This is a genomic window from Marinilabilia sp. (genome assembly GCF_016278715.1).
Classification (GTDB): Bacteria; Bacteroidota; Bacteroidia; order Bacteroidales; family Marinilabiliaceae; genus Marinilabilia.
The window spans coordinates 22,497-40,353 of record NZ_JADQBH010000108.1; the positions used below are offsets into that span (position 1 = coordinate 22,497).

Annotated in this window: 12 protein-coding genes; 11 read left to right on the top strand and 1 reads right to left on the bottom strand. The window is 43.2% G+C overall.

The window, feature by feature from the left end:
* The first annotated feature begins 10 nt into the window (after positions 1-10).
* Positions 11-739, top strand: a complete 729-nt coding sequence (locus QZZ43_RS06625) for an acyl-ACP thioesterase domain-containing protein (protein ID WP_291857263.1) — start codon at positions 11-13, stop codon at positions 737-739.
* 78 nt (positions 740-817) lie between these two features.
* Here QZZ43_RS06625 and QZZ43_RS06630 read toward each other — a convergent pair whose 3' ends face one another.
* Positions 818-1,276, bottom strand: coding sequence for a DUF4168 domain-containing protein (locus QZZ43_RS06630; protein ID WP_291857265.1), 459 nt, complete (start codon positions 1,274-1,276; stop codon positions 818-820).
* A gap of 458 nt (positions 1,277-1,734) precedes the next feature.
* Between QZZ43_RS06630 and QZZ43_RS06635 the strand changes: the two genes are divergently transcribed.
* From QZZ43_RS06635 to QZZ43_RS06680, 10 genes are all read left to right on the top strand, one after another.
* Positions 1,735-3,330 (top strand): tetrathionate reductase family octaheme c-type cytochrome, encoded by a 1,596-nt coding sequence (locus QZZ43_RS06635; RefSeq protein ID WP_291857266.1) that lies wholly within the window; start codon positions 1,735-1,737, stop codon positions 3,328-3,330.
* Between the two features lie 13 nt (positions 3,331-3,343).
* Complete coding sequence (locus QZZ43_RS06640; protein ID WP_291857268.1) at positions 3,344-3,991, top strand: cytochrome b/b6 domain-containing protein; 648 nt, start codon at positions 3,344-3,346, stop codon at positions 3,989-3,991.
* Position 3,992: 1 nt separating this feature from the next.
* Complete coding sequence (locus QZZ43_RS06645) at positions 3,993-4,517, top strand: YeeE/YedE thiosulfate transporter family protein (RefSeq protein ID WP_291857270.1); 525 nt, start codon at positions 3,993-3,995, stop codon at positions 4,515-4,517.
* 10 nt (positions 4,518-4,527) lie between these two features.
* Entirely contained in the window at positions 4,528-5,727 is a 1,200-nt protein-coding gene (locus QZZ43_RS06650) for a YeeE/YedE thiosulfate transporter family protein (protein ID WP_291857272.1), read from the top strand.
* Positions 5,728-5,873: 146 nt separating this feature from the next.
* The gene (locus QZZ43_RS06655) at positions 5,874-7,868 is read left to right on the top strand and encodes a T9SS type A sorting domain-containing protein (protein ID WP_291857275.1); all 1,995 of its coding nucleotides are present in this window, start codon (positions 5,874-5,876) and stop codon (positions 7,866-7,868) included.
* A 400-nt stretch (positions 7,869-8,268) separates the two neighbouring features.
* Positions 8,269-10,266 carry a T9SS type A sorting domain-containing protein gene (locus tag QZZ43_RS06660; RefSeq protein WP_291857276.1) on the top strand — a complete coding sequence of 666 codons (1,998 nt, stop codon included), beginning with the start codon at positions 8,269-8,271 and terminating at the stop codon, positions 10,264-10,266.
* Between the two features lie 317 nt (positions 10,267-10,583).
* Positions 10,584-11,171: an RNA polymerase sigma-70 factor gene (locus tag QZZ43_RS06665; RefSeq protein WP_291857278.1), complete on the top strand. Its 588-nt coding sequence runs from the start codon at positions 10,584-10,586 to the stop codon at positions 11,169-11,171.
* Positions 11,172-11,485: 314 nt separating this feature from the next.
* Positions 11,486-12,514 (top strand): FecR family protein, encoded by a 1,029-nt coding sequence (locus QZZ43_RS06670; RefSeq protein ID WP_291857280.1) that lies wholly within the window; start codon positions 11,486-11,488, stop codon positions 12,512-12,514.
* 149 nt (positions 12,515-12,663) lie between these two features.
* Complete coding sequence (locus QZZ43_RS06675) at positions 12,664-15,993, top strand: TonB-dependent receptor (protein ID WP_291857282.1); 3,330 nt, start codon at positions 12,664-12,666, stop codon at positions 15,991-15,993.
* 73 nt (positions 15,994-16,066) lie between these two features.
* Positions 16,067-17,578 carry a RagB/SusD family nutrient uptake outer membrane protein gene (locus tag QZZ43_RS06680; RefSeq protein ID WP_291857285.1) on the top strand — a complete coding sequence of 504 codons (1,512 nt, stop codon included), beginning with the start codon at positions 16,067-16,069 and terminating at the stop codon, positions 17,576-17,578.
* Positions 17,579-17,857: the final 279 nt, after the last annotated feature.

Below are 17,857 nucleotides of genomic sequence, written 5' to 3' on the forward strand. Positions count from 1 at the left end.
ACAAGCTCTGATGCCCACAAAGATCCAGAAAGAACCCATTTCAGTTTCTTCATTCGATGTAGGAGCATCCGGCTGTTTAGAAGCATCAGCTCTGATGCGTCATTTTCAGGAAGTAGCCTCTCATCATGCCGATGAACTGGGTGTTGGATTCAATGATTTTAAACAAGAGAACATTTTCTGGGCTCTGTCACATATTCAGATCGAAGCCGACAGGTGGCCCCAAATGGAAGAAAGAATCACCATAGAAACCTGGCCCAGAGGAACCGAAAAGTTATACACCACCAGAGACTTTCTGGTTTCTGATACCAATAATAAGGTTATTATAAGAGCCACTTCCGCATGGATAATGGTGGACATCAAAAGGAAAAGACCGATCCGACCAGCCGATAAACTAGCAAACATTGAGTTCACTCCTGAGAAAAAAGCCCTCGGAAACTTCCCCGAACCATTCTATTGTGAAGGAGAACAACAAACCCAATTGGAACGCAAGGTCGTGTATTCCGACCTGGACATCAATCAGCATGTCAACAACACCAGGTATGTTGAGTGGATGATGGATGCTATTGGATTTTCTCCCGACAGGAAGTTGAAATCTTTAAAAATTCATTTCATCAACGAATTCCGATTCAACGAAACAGCGCAAATAAATAACACCCACAATAGCAACCGTTATTTTTGCTCCATCCTCCATGCAGAGAACAAAAAACCAGGTTGTGAAGCATGCCTCACCTTTATGTAAAACGAAACGTCCGTTGATAGTTCCAACGGGCGTTTAGTTTTCAAGGATTCATTCTTATTGTTGTTGTACGGCTTACTTTTAGTCAACTCTCTGCTTAATCTCCGGATTACTACTGTAAGCAGCAATCATTTCCTGATACATATCGGGACCGATACCGGCTTCGGAAACAACCTGGCTAACTTCCTGCTGTGCCTCCATCTGGACACTATGAATCTCGTCAGAAATACTTTGGAATATTTGCATATCTTCTTCCTGTACTCCTTCTGGTTCTTTACCCTGTTGCATTTGACGAGCAATTTGATTAAACCGATCCATACCCTGCTCTTCAATTTCTTTCACCATCTTTTGCTCAGCCTTCTGCTGAATGGGCAATACTTCTAATACCGCTTCAGCAAACCTATCAATCTCTTCAGCAGAATAGTCCTTCTGCTTCTGTTGTTGCTGTTGATGCATCATTTGCTGCTGAACAGAAACCATTCCTCCCATTACAAACATTCCATATAGAAACATGCTGGCAATTTTTCTTTTAAACAGCATAAAAATTCTGTTTTATTGTTGAAGGAGAGGTACTCTTATTCAAAATACAAGCGCTTGCCTCAACTTCAATTCAGTTTACAATTCCGCTCACACACTCATGCATTAATCGGCTGACGTTAAACTTATTAGACACAAGCCGGAAAAACCATATTCCCAACTCCAAACATTTTTCAGAATGACTCCAATTCTGAAAAATTATTTAACACAATCAAAAAATTTACTATTTAGAAGTAATCTTGTTACAAATTGCAAATTCAAGATATTTGTATTTTTATATATCTGGATTCATTGCTAAATTCGAATTCTCATTAAACCCCCTGTCAAACAACATTAAGAAATATATAATTCAAATTAAACCAGACCAATAAATAGTTCGTTGCTCCCAACCCTCCTAGATGATAAACTTTTATTAACAATATTCGTAACAAAAGCATCACATAACCAACAGCAAACAAAATATGAAGAAGGTCGTTTTTTCCATCATTTTGGCTTCAATAGGCATCCTGGCATTGATACACATCGCTTACGACCCACCACTTCCGAATCTGAGCGAGCTGAAACTCAAACAGGAATTTGCCATCAAACCCACTTCGTCGGTTGACCACAAACTTTTTGAAGAGCTTCAAAAGGACTTTGATTCTCCTCAGGAAGTTACGGAAGCGTGTATTGCGTGCCACAATCAACGCCATAAAGAAGTGATTGCATCCAGCCACTGGAACTGGGAGCGCATCTCGTACGTAGAGGGACGCGGAATCGCCAGCATGGGTAAAAGCAACGTACTCAACAACTATTGTATTGGAGCAAGTTCTAATGAACAATCCTGTGCTGCCTGCCACATTGGCTTTGGAATGACCAATAACCGCTTTGACTTTGACAATGCACGAAATGTGGACTGTATGGTTTGCCACGACAACAGCGAAGAGTACCACAAGGGTTCTGCCATGGCCGGTTATCCGGATCGGTCGGTCAACCTTACCAGTGTAGCTCAAAGCGTGGGACGTCCCCAAAGGATGAATTGTGGTGCGTGTCACTTTTACAGTGGTGGAGGAAATAACGTTAAGCATGGAGATCTGGAAGAAGCACTTCTTTCTACAACTCGTGACGTGGATGTGCACATGGCAGCCAACGGAATGAATATGACCTGTGTGGACTGTCACTCTGCCGAGAACCATAACATAAAAGGGAAACTTTACTCAGTATCATCAAGTGATGAAAACCGACTGACCTGTGACCACTGCCATACAAGCACTCCACACATGGATCACAACCTTGACTTACATACAGCAAGGGTAGCCTGTCAGACCTGTCACATTCCGACTTACGCGAAAGTGAACCCTACAAAAATGGAATGGAGATGGTCTGATGCCGGTCGCATGGAAGAAGGTAAGCCCTTTCATGAGACAGACTCCTCAGGAGTGGAGACCTATATGTCCATCAAAGGCTCCTTCCGTTGGGAGACAAATGTTAAACCGGATTATTATTGGTTTAATGGTCATGCCACACATTACGTTTTGGGCGATCAGGTAGACAGCATTCCTGTACAAATTAATCATTTGTTCGGGTCAGCAACAGACAACAGATCGAAAATATATCCTGTGAAAGTTCACCGGGGAGACCAGATCTATGACCCGGAAACCAACATGCTGATTCAGCCAAAACTTTGGGCTGCAGAGGAAGGCGACAGTGCTTACTGGAAAGATTTTGACTGGAATCTGGCCGCAGAAGCCGGCATGAAACGGGTTGGACTTCACTACAGTGGAACCTATGAATTCGTAAATACCGAAATGTACTGGCCCGTTAACCATATGGTGGCCCCAAAAGAAGACGCACTTTCATGTGAAGAATGCCACCAGCGGAAAAACAGCCGACTGGCAGGCCTTAATGACTTCTACATGCCGGGAAGAGACTCCCATGCTGGACTTGACCTCATCGGGAGACTTCTAATTATTGCCGCCCTTGCCGGAGTTATCCTTCACGGAATGGGCAGAGTAGTGGCTGCCATCAAAAATAAAGAGATAGAATCGGAAGAAATCAACACCAATTACCACCAATAACCAACCGAACGTCATGCAAAAAGTATATATCTATAAAACATTTGAACGCTTCTGGCACTGGACTCAGGCCGCCTTGATATTCTTTCTGGCCATCACGGGCTTCGAAGTACACGGCAGCTTTTCATTTCTGGGCTACGAACAGGCGGTAGAGTCTCATCGCGTCGCAGCGTGGATGCTGTTAATTTTAATCGCCTTTTCCATCTTCTGGCATTTTACCACAGGAGAATGGAGACAATACATACCAACTTTTTCCAAGTTACAGGCACAAATGCGATACTACACCATTGGAATCTTCAAAGGAGAGCCCCATCCCACCAGTAAAACCGCCCGGAAAAAACTCAACCCGCTTCAAGCTTTGACCTATCTGGGATTTAAACTGGTAATGGCTCCACTGTTGGTAATCACCGGCTTTGTCTATATGTTTTATCGCACCATCGATGCCAACAACATGGTCATCATCAGCGACATTCCACTAGAGGTAATCGCTTTTCTACATACCCTTGGTGCCTACCTGATTATCATGTTTGCCATTGTACATGTTTATATGACCACCACGGGACATACGCCCACATCAAACATCAGGGCCATGCTGACCGGTTACGAGGAGCTGGAAGAAGACAATGAAGAACAAGTAAAAGAAGAAAACAAAAAACAAGAATAATATGGACCAAAAGAACAAATTCATGAATCCCTATCTGGCAGGTGTCCTGCTGGGGTTTGTATTGTTGGCGACCATTTACATAACAGGCCGTGGTTTGGGCGCAAGCGGGGCGATGAAAAGTGTTGCAGTTACAACTGTCCGGGCCGCCGCACCGGATCATTACGAATCCACCGCCTATTACCAGGATTATGCCGCTGATCATCCCGATGGCCCGATGAAATCGTGGTTGGTTTTTGAAATGCTGGGCGTATTGGTTGGTGCATTTCTAAGCGGAGCCCTTTCGGGACGCCTTGGACTTAAATTGGAAAAAGGCCCTGGCGTAACCAACACCACCCGGATCATTGGCGCCATCATTGGCGGAATACTGTTTGGCTTCGGCAGTCAGTTGGGACGCGGGTGTACCAGTGGTTCAGCCCTTAGCGGAATGGCTGTGATGTCATTTGGCGGAATTATCACCATGCTGGCCATCTTCGGTGGCGCCTACGCATTTGCATGGTTTTTCAGAAAATTATGGATAACCCGATAAAAGGATAAAAATGGCACCATTAATACCGGAAATAATATCTCCCGAATATAACTACCTGATAGCCCTCATTGTAGGACTGGGTTTTGGATTTGCCCTTGAACAGGCAGGTTTTTCGAGCACACGCAAACTAGTAGGACTCTTTTACGGATACGATTTTACCGTACTGAAGGTGTTTTTCACCGCGGGCGTTACCGCAATGATTGGAGTAGTCACGCTCTCCCATCTGGAGATGCTCAACACTGAAATCATTTTTGTCAACCCCACATTTCTGCCATCAGCCATCACTGGCGGGATAATAATGGGAGCCGGATTCATTATCGGCGGCTTCTGTCCCGGAACCAGTGCTGCAGCTGCAGCAATCGGAAAATTGGACGGATGGGCCTTTATCGGAGGTGCAACCATCGGCATTTTTGCCTTCGGTGAATTTTATCCACTGCTCGAGGATTTCTATCTTGCAGGCAATCAGGGTCCACTGCTCTTCTACAATGTACTCGGCATTGAAAGAATTACTTTCGCACTGATTCTGATGGCTGTTGCCATCTTCGCTTTTGTAGCAACCGGAATGATTGAAGACAAAGTCAATAAGAAACCCGTACATATTCTTAGTGGCAACTGGAAAAACAAAACCATTGCTGCAGCAATTCCCCTTGCGGTGGTCCTGATATTAATGATCACACCCTCACGCAAGGAATTCACCATGGAGAAGCTGGAAGCACGTGCAGCATCCGGAGAATGCAAACCCGACCTTATTGATGCCGACAAACTGGCATTTGAGATCATGAACAACTATTATCAGTACAATGTGATTGATGTTCGTTCGGCAGAAGAATACAAGGCATTCCACATTGCTACGGCAATCAATATCCCATTGGATGATTTGCATAGCACAGCTTACCGAAAATTGCTCAATCAGCGCATTCAAACCAACGTATTTTATGGAGCATCCCCGGCACAAGCAAAAAAAGCCTGTTTAATTGCCCGGTATCACGGAAACGAGACCAGCCTGGCCCTGAATGTCACTGCCGAAGACTTCAAAAACACCTTTTATGGCGAAATAAGCATCCCTGAAAATCCCACAAAATCACAGCAAACCATCGCCCTTTTCAGGCGTCGGGCAGCCGAAAAAATGAAAGAAATCGAAAAAAACCTAGCTTCCCGCGAAAAACCGGTACAACAAAAAGTAACAAGAGTTCAGGGAGGATGTAGTTAATCCACAAATTGAATTCCTCCGTATGCCCAAAACATGGATTGCAGGAAAAAAAAACCTGATTCATAAAAAAAAACGTGCATCTTAAAATTGTTTTTCAGAACTTGAATAAAAATTTTATTCTATTGTCAAACTGAAAATCAAGGGCTATGATGCATGATTACAAACACAAAAACAACATTCTGAGTAGAACCGCATGGGCTGTTCTTTTCAGTTTCATTGTCGCTTTTAGCGCCAACAGTCAGGTAACGGTCATGGTGGACGACAATGGTGTCGCCTTCACAGATGTTGCCAATCACTCCAGCTGGGCAAATGCCACCAGCGACTTACAGGCAGCCATTGATGGTGTTGCTGCTGAACCCGGTGGAGGTGAAGTATGGGTAGCCGGAGGAACTTATCTGCCCACCACTATTCTGGCAGCCGATCCGACAGCCCCTGTACCGCCTTTTAACATTCCCGGAGATGCTCTATCCGGCACTGATGCCCGGCAAACTTCATTTGTCATGGCATCCAATGTTCGGGTACTCGGAGGCTTTATGGGAACCGAGACTTTGGAAGGAGATCGTCCTGATGACTTATTCGCCACAGCTAACAGAGTAACTCTCAGTGGAGACATTGGTGTGGCCAATGACACCACCGACAATGCCTATCATGTGGTTTTGTTCCCTCTCGGCGTGGACGACACCGCAATTCTTGAAGGGATGTATGTCACTAAAGGAAATGGGAATTCTGAAAATTACTTCGCACACCGGGGGGCTGGCGTCCATGTTCGTGAAGGAGGAACCATCAAAGAGTGTGTCATTACCGACAACTATGCATCAGAAGGAGGAGCTGGCGTTTATTTGTACAAAGGAGGGAATCTTGTTTACTCGGAGATTTCCCACAACAAAACCCAACAAAAAGGAGGTGGAGTATTCTTAAACCTCGGTGGGGAAGTACAACAATGTCTGATTCACAGCAACACAGCTATTCACCTAACGAAAGCCAATGGAGGAGGAGTGTTCATGGATGCTGACATCACGTCTTTCGGAACCATAACCCACTCTTTTATTAGCGTAAATTCCTCAGCAAATAAAGGAGGAGGTATGGCTGTTTACGACGGTAGCCTTGTTTCCAATAATTTTATCTCCAACAATGAAGCAGTCGGAAACGGGGGTGGAATATATTTACAAAACGGGGGTTTGATAATTAACAACACAATAGTCTCAAACTCTTCAGACCTGGGTACCGGAATCTATGCAAATGAAGGCGGCGAGATTTACAACACAGCGATATGGGGCAATGCTACCCCTTATACTCCCAACGACCAATTCGATTTCATTGATGCAGATGGAACATTTCAGGTAGTTATTGACCATTGCGCCATTCAGGATGAGACAAACCCATTGTTTACAAATAGCATTACTCTGGATGCAGCCAACACCGGAACAGGAACCCATCCCTATTTCAGAAATCCCGTCACTTTTGCAGGACTTCCGGCCGATCAGGCCCAGGTTGATGAGATATTCACCAGCGATTACAGAATCAATGTAGAGTCGGCTCTTCTGGATGCCGGTATTGATAATCCGGGTGGAATTCCTCTCCCCTTGCTGGATCTCGGCGCAACCCCGAGATTGGTTCAATCATCCGTGGACATTGGTGCTTTCGAAGCAAATTACTCCGATATAACAGGAACAGTTTTCAGTGGCAACGGAACAATTGATCCTATTGTCGCAAAAGTTCTTAATGGTGGAGAAGTCGTCTTCACCTTAACACCTGAAACAGGTTTTGAGGTTACTACATTTACCATAAATGGAGACGATTTTACCGCAAGTCTTATTCCGGACGGCAGTTCCTTTACTTACACAGCAACGGTTACTCAAAACATTGACGCTGTCGTAACCTTTGGAGTCGCCAATAGCCTTAATGAAAATGAAACCGGTGAGTTTAGATTATATCCGGTTCCGGCCGAAAGAGAATTATTCATTTCAGGGGCTGCAATAAATAAGGTTGAAATCTTCTCGGCCGACGGAAAACTGGTTAAAATAATGGAAGATACGGACATCAAATCCATCCCGGTATCCGGTCTTAAGAAGGGCCTTTACTTAATCTCTTTAACCCGCAATTCCGGAGAGATTATAAACACCAGATTTATCAAAAAATAAAACTTTTTTGGAAATAAAATACCTCTTAAGCGGAACATATCCCCGGCATCAGGTTTTTTTCTGTTGCCGGGGATTATTTTTACAATCTTTGAAAAAACAGTCTTTTTTTCAGTACAAAACAGAACCATTCACCTTAACTCAGTTACTCCTGACCCCTGCTTTCAGAACCCATCAGTTCTTACCTAAGTGGAGCGATAAGAGTTCAACCAATCAACTTAATACTCAGAGATAACCCCGATTCAGAAAATATTTGCTTTCACTAATTTTTTTTTGTGAAAGTCTTACATTTCCTAAATTCCTGATCGTGATGTGACCAGGTTATTAACCGGAACAATTCAACTCTGCCTTTTGCTCTTGCTTGTAAGAATTCGGATTCTAAAACTTTTTAATTCAGATACTCATGAATGCAACCACCCGCCGAAACTTAAGCTTCCTTTTCACTTTCCTCATTGTCTTCAGCCCACTGGCTTTCATCGATGCTCAGGTAATTGTTAAAGTCAAGCCTTCCGACAAAGGAGGAATTACATTTTCAGATGTAACCCAACACAATACGTGGGGTACAGCCACCTTCGAATTACAAAAAGCTATTGACGAGGTTCATGCAAGTGGAGGCGGAGAAGTATGGGTGGCCGGGGGAACCTATCTTCCTACCAGTTATCTTGCTGCAGCCCCCGATGCCCCCAACCCACCACTGCAGGATCCAGGTGATCCCGGTTCGCCCATCGACGAACGTCAACTTTCATTCATTATGGCCAGTGGCGTGTCTGTTATCGGAGGATTTACCGGGTCTGAAACAAGCCTGGAACAAAGACCTTCCGACTTTTATGGCAGCGAAAACAAAGTAGTCCTAAGCGGTGACATTGGAACTGCTTCTTTAGCAGAAGACAACGCCTATCATGTTGTGATCTTTCCTCCCGAAACAGATAATACGGCCATATTACAAAATGTAGTTATCTCGGGAGGCTATGCCAACGGCCCGGATGCCTATTTCGCAAAAACAGGAGCAGGTGTCCATATTCGCGAAGGAGGATTGCTAAAAGAGTGCCAGGTTCAGAACAATGTCTCAGCAGGAAGTGGCGGGGGGGTTTACCTCTATAAAGGTGGAAAGGTAAGAAACTGTACCATTTTCGAGAACACAGCTTTTGTCCAGGGTGGTGGAGTCTATTCCAACCTTGGAGGCGAAATATCAAGATCGGCCATCTTTAAAAACACAGCCGGAAATTACATCACTGACGGCAAAGGTGGCGGTGTATTCCTCGTAGCTGATGAAACACAGGAAGGAACCATTACCCATTCCGCGGTATTTGCCAACAGTTCGACCAACAAAGGTGGAGGAATTGCAACCTATGCAGGAGGCCGTATCATTAATAACTATATCGGGAATAATGAAACAGAAGGAAAAGGAGGAGGCATTTTTCTCCAGGTCGGCGGGCTGGTATTAAACAGTACAGTAGTCTCAAATGCCGGCGGTCAGGGGGCAGCAATATTTTGTAACGACGGGGGCACTGTTTACAATACGGTTATGTGGGGAAATACAACCCCCTACAATAACAACCAACTCTTAACCGATGATGATGATGCAACCTCAAGCACTCCCCTCTTTGATTTTTGTGCCATTCAGGAGGGAACTTCTACTCCGGAAATCACGAACCTGATCTCCCTTTCTCCGGAAAACACCGGAACCGGAGTCCACCCCTATTTCAGGAATCCAGTCACATTTGCAGGACTTCCGGCCGACCAGCTCCAAGCTGCTGAGATCTCCGCCAGCGATTACCGAATCAATGTAGAGTCAGCTCTTCTGGATGCCGGTATTAATAATCCGGGTGGAATTCCCCTTCCTCCTCTTGATCTTGACGCAACTCTACGATTGATTCAGTCGTCAGTGGACATTGGTGCTTTTGAAGCCGATTACTTCGATATAACAGGAACTGTTTCCATTGGCAACGGGACAATTGATCCTATTGATGCAAAAATTCTTAATAGTGGAGAAGTCCTCTTCACCTTAACACCTGAGACAGGTTTTGAGGTTACTACATTTACCATAAATGGAGACGATTTTACCCCAAGTCTTATTCCGGACGGCAATTCCTTTACTTACACAGCAACGGTTTCTGAAAACATTGACGCAGTCGTAACGTTTGGAGTCGCCAATAGTCTTATAGAAAATAAAACCGGGAAGTTTAGATTATATCCGGTACCCGCAGAAAGTGAATTATTCATTTCTGGTGCTTCCATCCAAAAGGTAGAAATCTTCTCAACAGACGGCAAACCGGTTAAAATCATGGAAAAAGTCAACATCTCTTCCATTCCTGTTTCCGGTCTAAAAAGAGGCTTATACTTTATTTCATTAACAGATGATACCGGTAAAGTCATCACAACACGCTTCATTAAGAAGTAAAGTACTAAAATTTGAATAGAATGAGTGTGATATAAAAATGCATTTAAGACCGGACTCATAGAATATTTATCCCCTTGCTCATTTTCAATGGACAGGGGGATTATTTTTTAAGATAGCTCTGAAACTATCAGTTTTTCTTTTAAGAATCACTATCGTCCGGAGGAATTTTGCCTCAGCCCGTTAGATTGCTTCGTTTCTCTCGCATCGAAGCAATCTAAGTCTTTAACGCGAACACCAACGTTTTAAGAATAATAAAAACGGCCCATGCTGTTAATTTTTTTATACTTTTGAAACAAAAGCAAACACTTCTCCAACGCATGACAAACCGGGATACGACCATAAAAAAAGAAGACCTGAATGACTTTGGACGTTTTTTTCGGACCCACTATGCCCGGCTCCTGAATTATTGCAAATATTTTGTAAAAGAAACCGCTATTGCGGAAGACATCGTTCAAGAAACGTTTATCCATTTCTGGGAAAGAAGAATGTCACTGAACCCTAATTCCTCTGAAGAAGCCCTGCTTTTTATTTCACTCCGAAACAGATGTCTAAATTTCATTCGCGATCAAAAATATACCGCCAAAAGAATTGAGGAATTAAAAACTATTTCAAGTCCCCTACAATCAATCTCCCAAATTGATTATCTGGGAGAAGAGGATATTCCACTAGAAGAACAATTGCTTCAGGAACTAAACAAGGCGATAGAAGACTTACCCGACCGGTGTGGAGAAATTATTAAACTAACCAAACTCGAAGGTCTGAAAAACCGGGAGGTGGCCACCCGACTGGGGATTTCTGTAAAAGCAGTGGAACGGCAACTATCCATTGGAAAAAAGAAAATAGAACAACACTTTAAAGAAAATTTCCCCTTAGGTCTGGTATTGCTTCTGCTCTGGTTTTCATAAAAACGAGCAAAAAGACTGCCTCACTACATTCTCAAAAACAAGCCTTTAAGCGACATTATAGATATGGAGGGGCAAACTTGAATAACCCCGGGATTTTAGCCCGGGGTAAGCTGGGCAGATGAATCGGTCCCCGAATGGGGCAAACTATTAATGTTTTGATTTTATGCCTCTTACAAAAATCTGTGATTGGTAGTAAAACCAAGCAATCAAAATCTCTACTTTTCAGTCTCCCGGAAAAATAATGTTAAAATTTATTTAATTACTTGTAGGGTTTTATTCATTTCAGGTGTATTAAACATAGAAGCAAGTTATTTATGGTTAAAATTAACAAAATAATTGACGCGTATATAAGAGGACGTGCATCCGAAGAAGAGCAAAGTATTCTCATTAATTTCCTTCGCTCCTCCGAAGAGAACAAAAAATACTTTAGAGCCAAAACAAAAACAATCCAGTCGGAAAAATCAACCTATTCTTTAGAGGAATGGGAAGCCTGGCATCGAATAAAAAACAAACTACTTGGGCAAGCCACGGACAAAACGAAGATTTCATCCCCCTGGATGGCCCTTTACAAAATGGCATCTGTAATAGCAATTATTCTCCTTATTGCCGGACTATACGGATTGCCAAAACTACAACAACAAAAAGTAAGCATCAGCGCAAATCCGGGTCAAACATTGAAGATGACACTGCCCGATAGTTCAACAGTCATTCTCAACAGCAACACTACACTTGAATATCATCCATTGGCTTTCATGGTCAATCGAAGCATAATACTAAAAGGAGAAGCTTTTTTTGACATCAGGAAAAAAAACAACACTGCTTTCAGAGTAAAAGCCGACAATTATGTGGTGAAAGTGCTGGGGACCCGGTTCAACGTAAATGCCTATACCAGCAACAAAAATTTCAGTGTTGTACTGGAAGAAGGCAAAGTACAGGTAAAATCAAAAGCGAGAAACCAAAACACCATTTGCCTCAGACCCGGAGAGATGTTGGATATTCAAAAAAAGGATAACAGACATAAAATATCAAAAGTTAATACCCGCTTATACACTTCCTGGAAAGAAGGCCTTCTCTACTTTTATGATTCTCAATTCGATGACGTTATCAACAGGGTTGAAAAAAGATATGGAGCAAAATTTCTCATTGAAGACGAGGTAATCAACAAGTTCATCATAAGCACCACCATAAAAGATGAGCCACTTGAAAAAGTACTGGACCTGATGAAAAACGTACTTCCCATCAAAATAAACGAAAAAGAAGGGATTATCAGAATCCATCTGGATCAGGAAAGATATAATAAGTATTTGAAGCAAAAAACAAACAGAACCCTTGATCCTGGGTAATTCAGACAAGGATAAAAAACAGGAAGATGCGCCAACATCTCCCTGAAAATTAATTTTTTTTGTTTAACTCAATCTACAAATTTATGAAAAAAATGTGGTTTTTGACGTTTCTGCTGACCCAATTCAGCCGAGGCAAAACTTTGAAAGTTATGAAACTATCAATCGCAATGCTGATGTTTTTCGGTTTTCAACTGTCGGCATCAGTAGTCTTTAGTCAGGACAGTAAACTATCCGTAAACGCCAATCAGGAAAGAATAGGTACTGTGCTGGAAGAGATCGAGCAACAAACTTTTTACCGGTTTGCCTACAGCTCCCAATTCATTGACATGGATAGAAAAGTATCCATAAACGTAAAGGATGCCAACATTAATGAAGTCTTAATGATGGTATTTGATGATACCGACACTGAATTTGTCATCGAAGATGAGTTTGTAATTCTGATTCCAAAAATCACCAATGCTGAAGGGAGCATCAGTAATAACCGTTCAACACTCTTTCTTCAACAAAATGGAAAAATCATTTCAGGAAGAGTTGTGGATCCATCGGGAGACCCGGTTCCAGGAGCCTCCATTGTCATAAAAGGCTCAACAACGGGAACCATAACGGATATGGAAGGAAATTATACCTTACCGCAGGTGCCGGAAGATGCCACATTGGTTTTCTCCTTTGTGGGAATGAAAAGCCAGGAAGTAGCAGTCGCCGGAAGAACAACCATTGACATACAATTTCAGGAAGAATTGATGGGTCTTGATGAAGTCGTGGTAATCGGCTACGGAACTGTAAAGAAAAGTGATTTAACAGGAGCTGTAGGAACATTGAAATCGGACCAACTGGATGAACAAACAAATAACAATTTAGGAACTGCCCTGCAGGGAAAAATCGCAGGTGTAAGTATTGAATCGGCTGGAGGTGCTCCCGGAGCAGGGATGAGATTCCAAATAAGAGGAGCCGGCTCTCTGAACAACAACAATCCTCTGATTCTGGTTGATGACATTCCCGTTTCGTCAATGAACAACATCAGTCCACACGACATCGAATCTATTCAAATACTAAAAGATGCATCGGCAGCTGCAATTTACGGCTCCCGTGCGGCTAATGGGGTGATATTGATAAGTACCAAAGCAGGCAAAGAAGGACCTGTGAAAATTAATCTGAATGTAGATTATGGCATTCAAAAAGTGGCCAACACACTTGATTTAACCAACACCGAGGAGTGGATTAGAATTGCCGACGCAGCAACCAGCGCAGCAGATATAGACCTTCCCTCGATAGGTGTAAACCCGGAAGAACCCGGCGAAGGGATCGACTGGCAGGATGAGATATTCAGGACCGCCCCCGTGCAGAACCTGTTTTTGAATGCCACCGGTGGAAGTCAGCACATGAACTACAGTGTTTCATTGGGATATCTCAATCAGGACGGAGTCATTAAAGAAACCGGATACAACAGGGGAACGCTTAGAATCAAAACCGACTTCAAAAAGGGGCGCTTTAGAATTGGAGAAACCGTGTTGCTCTCTACTGAAACGGTGGATAATCAGCCCGGAGTTGCCGGTCAGGGAGGCAATGTAATTGGCTCTGCAGCTTTAATGGTACCGGCTTTCTCAATAAAAAACGACGAGGCAATTGGGGGCTATGGCGGCGCCTATGGCTCTGTTCTGGACATTTTCAACCCTGTAGCCGCCCTTAACCTTAAAGAAAACCAGGACAGCTACTATAAAGCATTAATCAACCTGTTTACCGAAGTTGATTTATTTAAAGGGATGAAATATAAGTTCAGTACCGGTCTGACTGCTACCGAAGCAAAAAACATCTCCAAAGAACAGCGATATGAAGTGGGCTCATTTTTCAGAAATGAAAACAATTACATTTACGAAAGAAGCGCCATGGATAAATACTGGCAAATTGAAAACACTCTGTCTTTCAACCGCGATTTCGGGGCCCACTCTTTCAATGCAGTAATTGGACAAACCTCCTACGATTATCATTACCACCAGTTCTCAGCCTCCAAGAAGGGAATGCCCGATGGGAAATGGGTAATGGACTCCGGAACCGATGAGCCATCAGCAAATGGATATGAAAATGAGAATACCATGATCTCCTATCTGGGACGTTTGATCTACTCATTTGATAACAGATACATTTTTACAGGAACATTCAGACGTGATGGTTCGTCAAGGTTCAGTGACGCGAACCAATGGGGTAATTTTCCGTCCATATCGGCTGCGTGGAATATTGCCAACGAAGCATTTTTTGAGGATTGGACCCAGGTGGTTTCTCAATTAAAACTCAGAGGAAGCTATGGAAAACTTGGCAACCAGGAAATCGGAGACTATCAGTACATGGGCCTGATTACCTCAGCAATTAGTTATGGTGTAGGACAACCCAACTCCCTGTGGGTAGGGAATATTCAGACTGAGTATGTGCCGGAAAACCTGAAATGGGAAACCACCACCACCTCTAATATAGGACTTGATTTATCACTGTACAGAGGAAAACTAAATGTAAATTTTGATACCTATAAAAAAGTCACAACCGACCTTCTGCTTCGGGTTCCCATTCCATTGTCTGTTGGTGCCGACCAGGATCCATACAACAATGCCGGAAAAGTATCGAACAGGGGATACGAAGTAATGCTCAACTACAATGGAAATGTCAATAATGACTTCAAATATTCCATTTCAGGGACTTTGGCACATGCCAAAAATGAGGTAGAGGAACTGAGCACTGGTTCTCAGGTACTGGCAGGTGGAAGTGCCACACACAACGGGCCTTCAGTCACCTACACAAAAGTTGGACATCCGATGTACTCTTTCTTCCTTATCAAAACAGATGGTTTGTTTAGATCGGAAAGTGAATTGGAAGCTCACCGCAAGGATGGAGCTCCTATCCAGCCCAATGCCCAGGTAGGCGATATCAGGTTTATTGATGCCAATGATGATGGCCAGATAGATGGTAACGACCGCGTATTTTGCGGAAGTCCTTTCCCCGATTTGGAATATGGTATCAGGTTAGAAGGTTCCTGGCGTAATTTTGACCTATCAATGTTCTTTCAGGGAACATCAGGCAATAAAATATTTAATGGCATCAGCACCTATACCGAATCGGGACGTTTCACCTCGAACTACTCAACCAAATTGCTTGATTCGTACACTTTTAATCCCCAATCGGATATTCCCAGACTGGACATCTCCGACCCTAATGGAAACGGGGTGGATAACAGTGACCGGTTCCTTGAAGATGGGTCTTATTTCCGGTTCAGGACGCTTCAGGTGGGATATTCACTCCCTTCTCCTTTGTTAAGTCAGCTATCGATGGAAAAATGTCGTGTGTACATTGGTGTTGATAACCTTTTCACTGTAACAGATTACACAGGATTCAACCCGGACATAGGAAACAGTTCTATTTCCAACAGAGGAATTGATTTCAGACAATATCCATTAAACCGTTCATTCCATGCAGGGCTTCAATTGACTTTCTAAAAAAGCCTGTTTGGATCTCCACAACATGAATGAGAAGAAAATCAGAATTATGGATCATTTAAAAATATCAATTATGAAACTCAAATATATTCTAACAGTCTTTGCTGTCATCGCGCTCTCAGGCTGTTCCGAATCTTTCCTGGATTTGGAAAACCCCAACAAGGTGACGAATGATAATTTCTGGAAAACGGAAAATGACCTGAATTCAGGGGTTGCCACCATTTACAGTGCGCTGGTCGAAGATTATACCGGGCACTATGGAACAGTAAACTGGGAACTTAAAGCAGGGCGAACAGAAAATTTCACCATCCGAAATGATGTCAGAAGCAGATATGAAATATCGGCCTATCTCAATACCTTCAGCAACGGAAGCTCCTCCGACCTGTACAAAGGTTACTACATCGGGATTTTCAGAGCCAATCAGGTTATTCAAAATGGTCTGATTATGGATATTGATGAAAATGTAAAAAATCAACTAATTGCAGAAGCCAAATTCCTACGCGGGTTAAATTACTTCTTCCTGGCCATTGATTTTGGAGCGGTGCCCATTTTTACCACAGTGGCTGCAACTTCAGAGGAATATTATGCTCCCAAGTCATCTCTTGAAGATGTTTGGCAACAGTGTATTTCAGACTTCACAGATGCCAAATTACACCTTCCCGAAGGGTATCCCGACGATCAAACAGGCCGGGCTACCAAAGGTGCGGCCATGGCATTTTTAGGACGGGCATACCTCTACCGTCATGAATATGACAAGGCACTCATCGAGCTTAAAGCAATTGTTGACAATGAAAATCAGTATGGTTATGGCCTTCAGGAAGAATATGCCGAGCTGTTTGATGGTCAGCATGAAAATGGAATAGAAAGTGTTTTTGAACTTCAATACAGCCTGCTTGGTGGTCCTGACATCTGGACCGGCAATCCTGCCAGCAAGACCCGGGCTACATTTATTGCCCAGGAGTGTGCTCCCGGAGAAGTTGGCGGATGGTTTGAATTGTACCCCACCCGCGTTTTATTGGATGCTTTTCTGGAAGAACCCCCAGCCTCAGGGAATTTCGACCCAAGAGCCCTGGCAACTCTGGCGTGGGATCACCCCGGAAGTATCTATTATCAAAGAGAATTTAGTTCCACCTGGGGGCCGGAAGAAATATGGTTGCGCAAAAATCAAAACTGGTGGAACGAAAACGAAGGTGACTGGAAATCGGAACTAAACGAATACGGGATGCGATATGCCGATGTTCTTTTAATGCTGGCAGAAGCTTATACAATGGAAGGACAGCCCGGAGATGCAGCACCTCTGGTACATCGCATTCGCCAAAGGGCAAATTTGACGGACAAACTGACTGAAATGACCGGCTATAACCAGGAAGAAATGATGATTGAGATCAAACATCAGCGTAATCTGGAATTTGCCAGAGAAGGGCTTCATTTTTATGACCTCAGAAGATGGGGCATTTTAGAAGAAACAATTAAGGAAAAACAAGTTACGGGCTATCAAAATTACACTTCCAAATTTGAGTATTATCCAATTCCCGAAAATGAACTGGACAACAACCCAGAAATGGAACAAAATGCTCCCTGGTAAATAAACATAATTAGTCTTTGCAAGAAAACGCCAACTACTGCGCTACGCTGGTTTTTAAAACAGTCATCTACTATTTGTAAACTCCTTGGTTTTAAATACTTCGAAAGCCTTGTGTTTGACGTTTTCTTATCAAAGACTGGAAAATCCTTAGTTTTCTTGCAGGTACTAATTAAAAAAAAGGCTGTGGATGCGACAGCCTTTTTTTTATCTTTGACATACACCCATCCAACAAGACAAAAACCAAATATCCATGATTGTCAATTTTCAGTACCTCTTTTC

Coding starts and splice junctions, on each gene's coding strand:
- QZZ43_RS06630 (WP_291857265.1), bottom strand. CDS start 1,276: ATGCTGTTTAAAAGAAAAATTGCCAGCATGTTTCTATATGGAATGTTT.
- QZZ43_RS06675 (WP_291857282.1), top strand. CDS start 12,664: ATGAAACTATCAATCGCAATGCTGATGTTTTTCGGTTTTCAACTGTCG.
- QZZ43_RS06660 (WP_291857276.1), top strand. CDS start 8,269: ATGAATGCAACCACCCGCCGAAACTTAAGCTTCCTTTTCACTTTCCTC.
- QZZ43_RS06670 (WP_291857280.1), top strand. CDS start 11,486: ATGGTTAAAATTAACAAAATAATTGACGCGTATATAAGAGGACGTGCA.
- QZZ43_RS06640 (WP_291857268.1), top strand. CDS start 3,344: ATGCAAAAAGTATATATCTATAAAACATTTGAACGCTTCTGGCACTGG.
- QZZ43_RS06665 (WP_291857278.1), top strand. CDS start 10,584: ATGACAAACCGGGATACGACCATAAAAAAAGAAGACCTGAATGACTTT.
- QZZ43_RS06650 (WP_291857272.1), top strand. CDS start 4,528: ATGGCACCATTAATACCGGAAATAATATCTCCCGAATATAACTACCTG.
- QZZ43_RS06645 (WP_291857270.1), top strand. CDS start 3,993: ATGGACCAAAAGAACAAATTCATGAATCCCTATCTGGCAGGTGTCCTG.
- QZZ43_RS06635 (WP_291857266.1), top strand. CDS start 1,735: ATGAAGAAGGTCGTTTTTTCCATCATTTTGGCTTCAATAGGCATCCTG.
- QZZ43_RS06680 (WP_291857285.1), top strand. CDS start 16,067: ATGAAACTCAAATATATTCTAACAGTCTTTGCTGTCATCGCGCTCTCA.
- QZZ43_RS06655 (WP_291857275.1), top strand. CDS start 5,874: ATGATGCATGATTACAAACACAAAAACAACATTCTGAGTAGAACCGCA.
- QZZ43_RS06625 (WP_291857263.1), top strand. CDS start 11: ATGCCCACAAAGATCCAGAAAGAACCCATTTCAGTTTCTTCATTCGAT.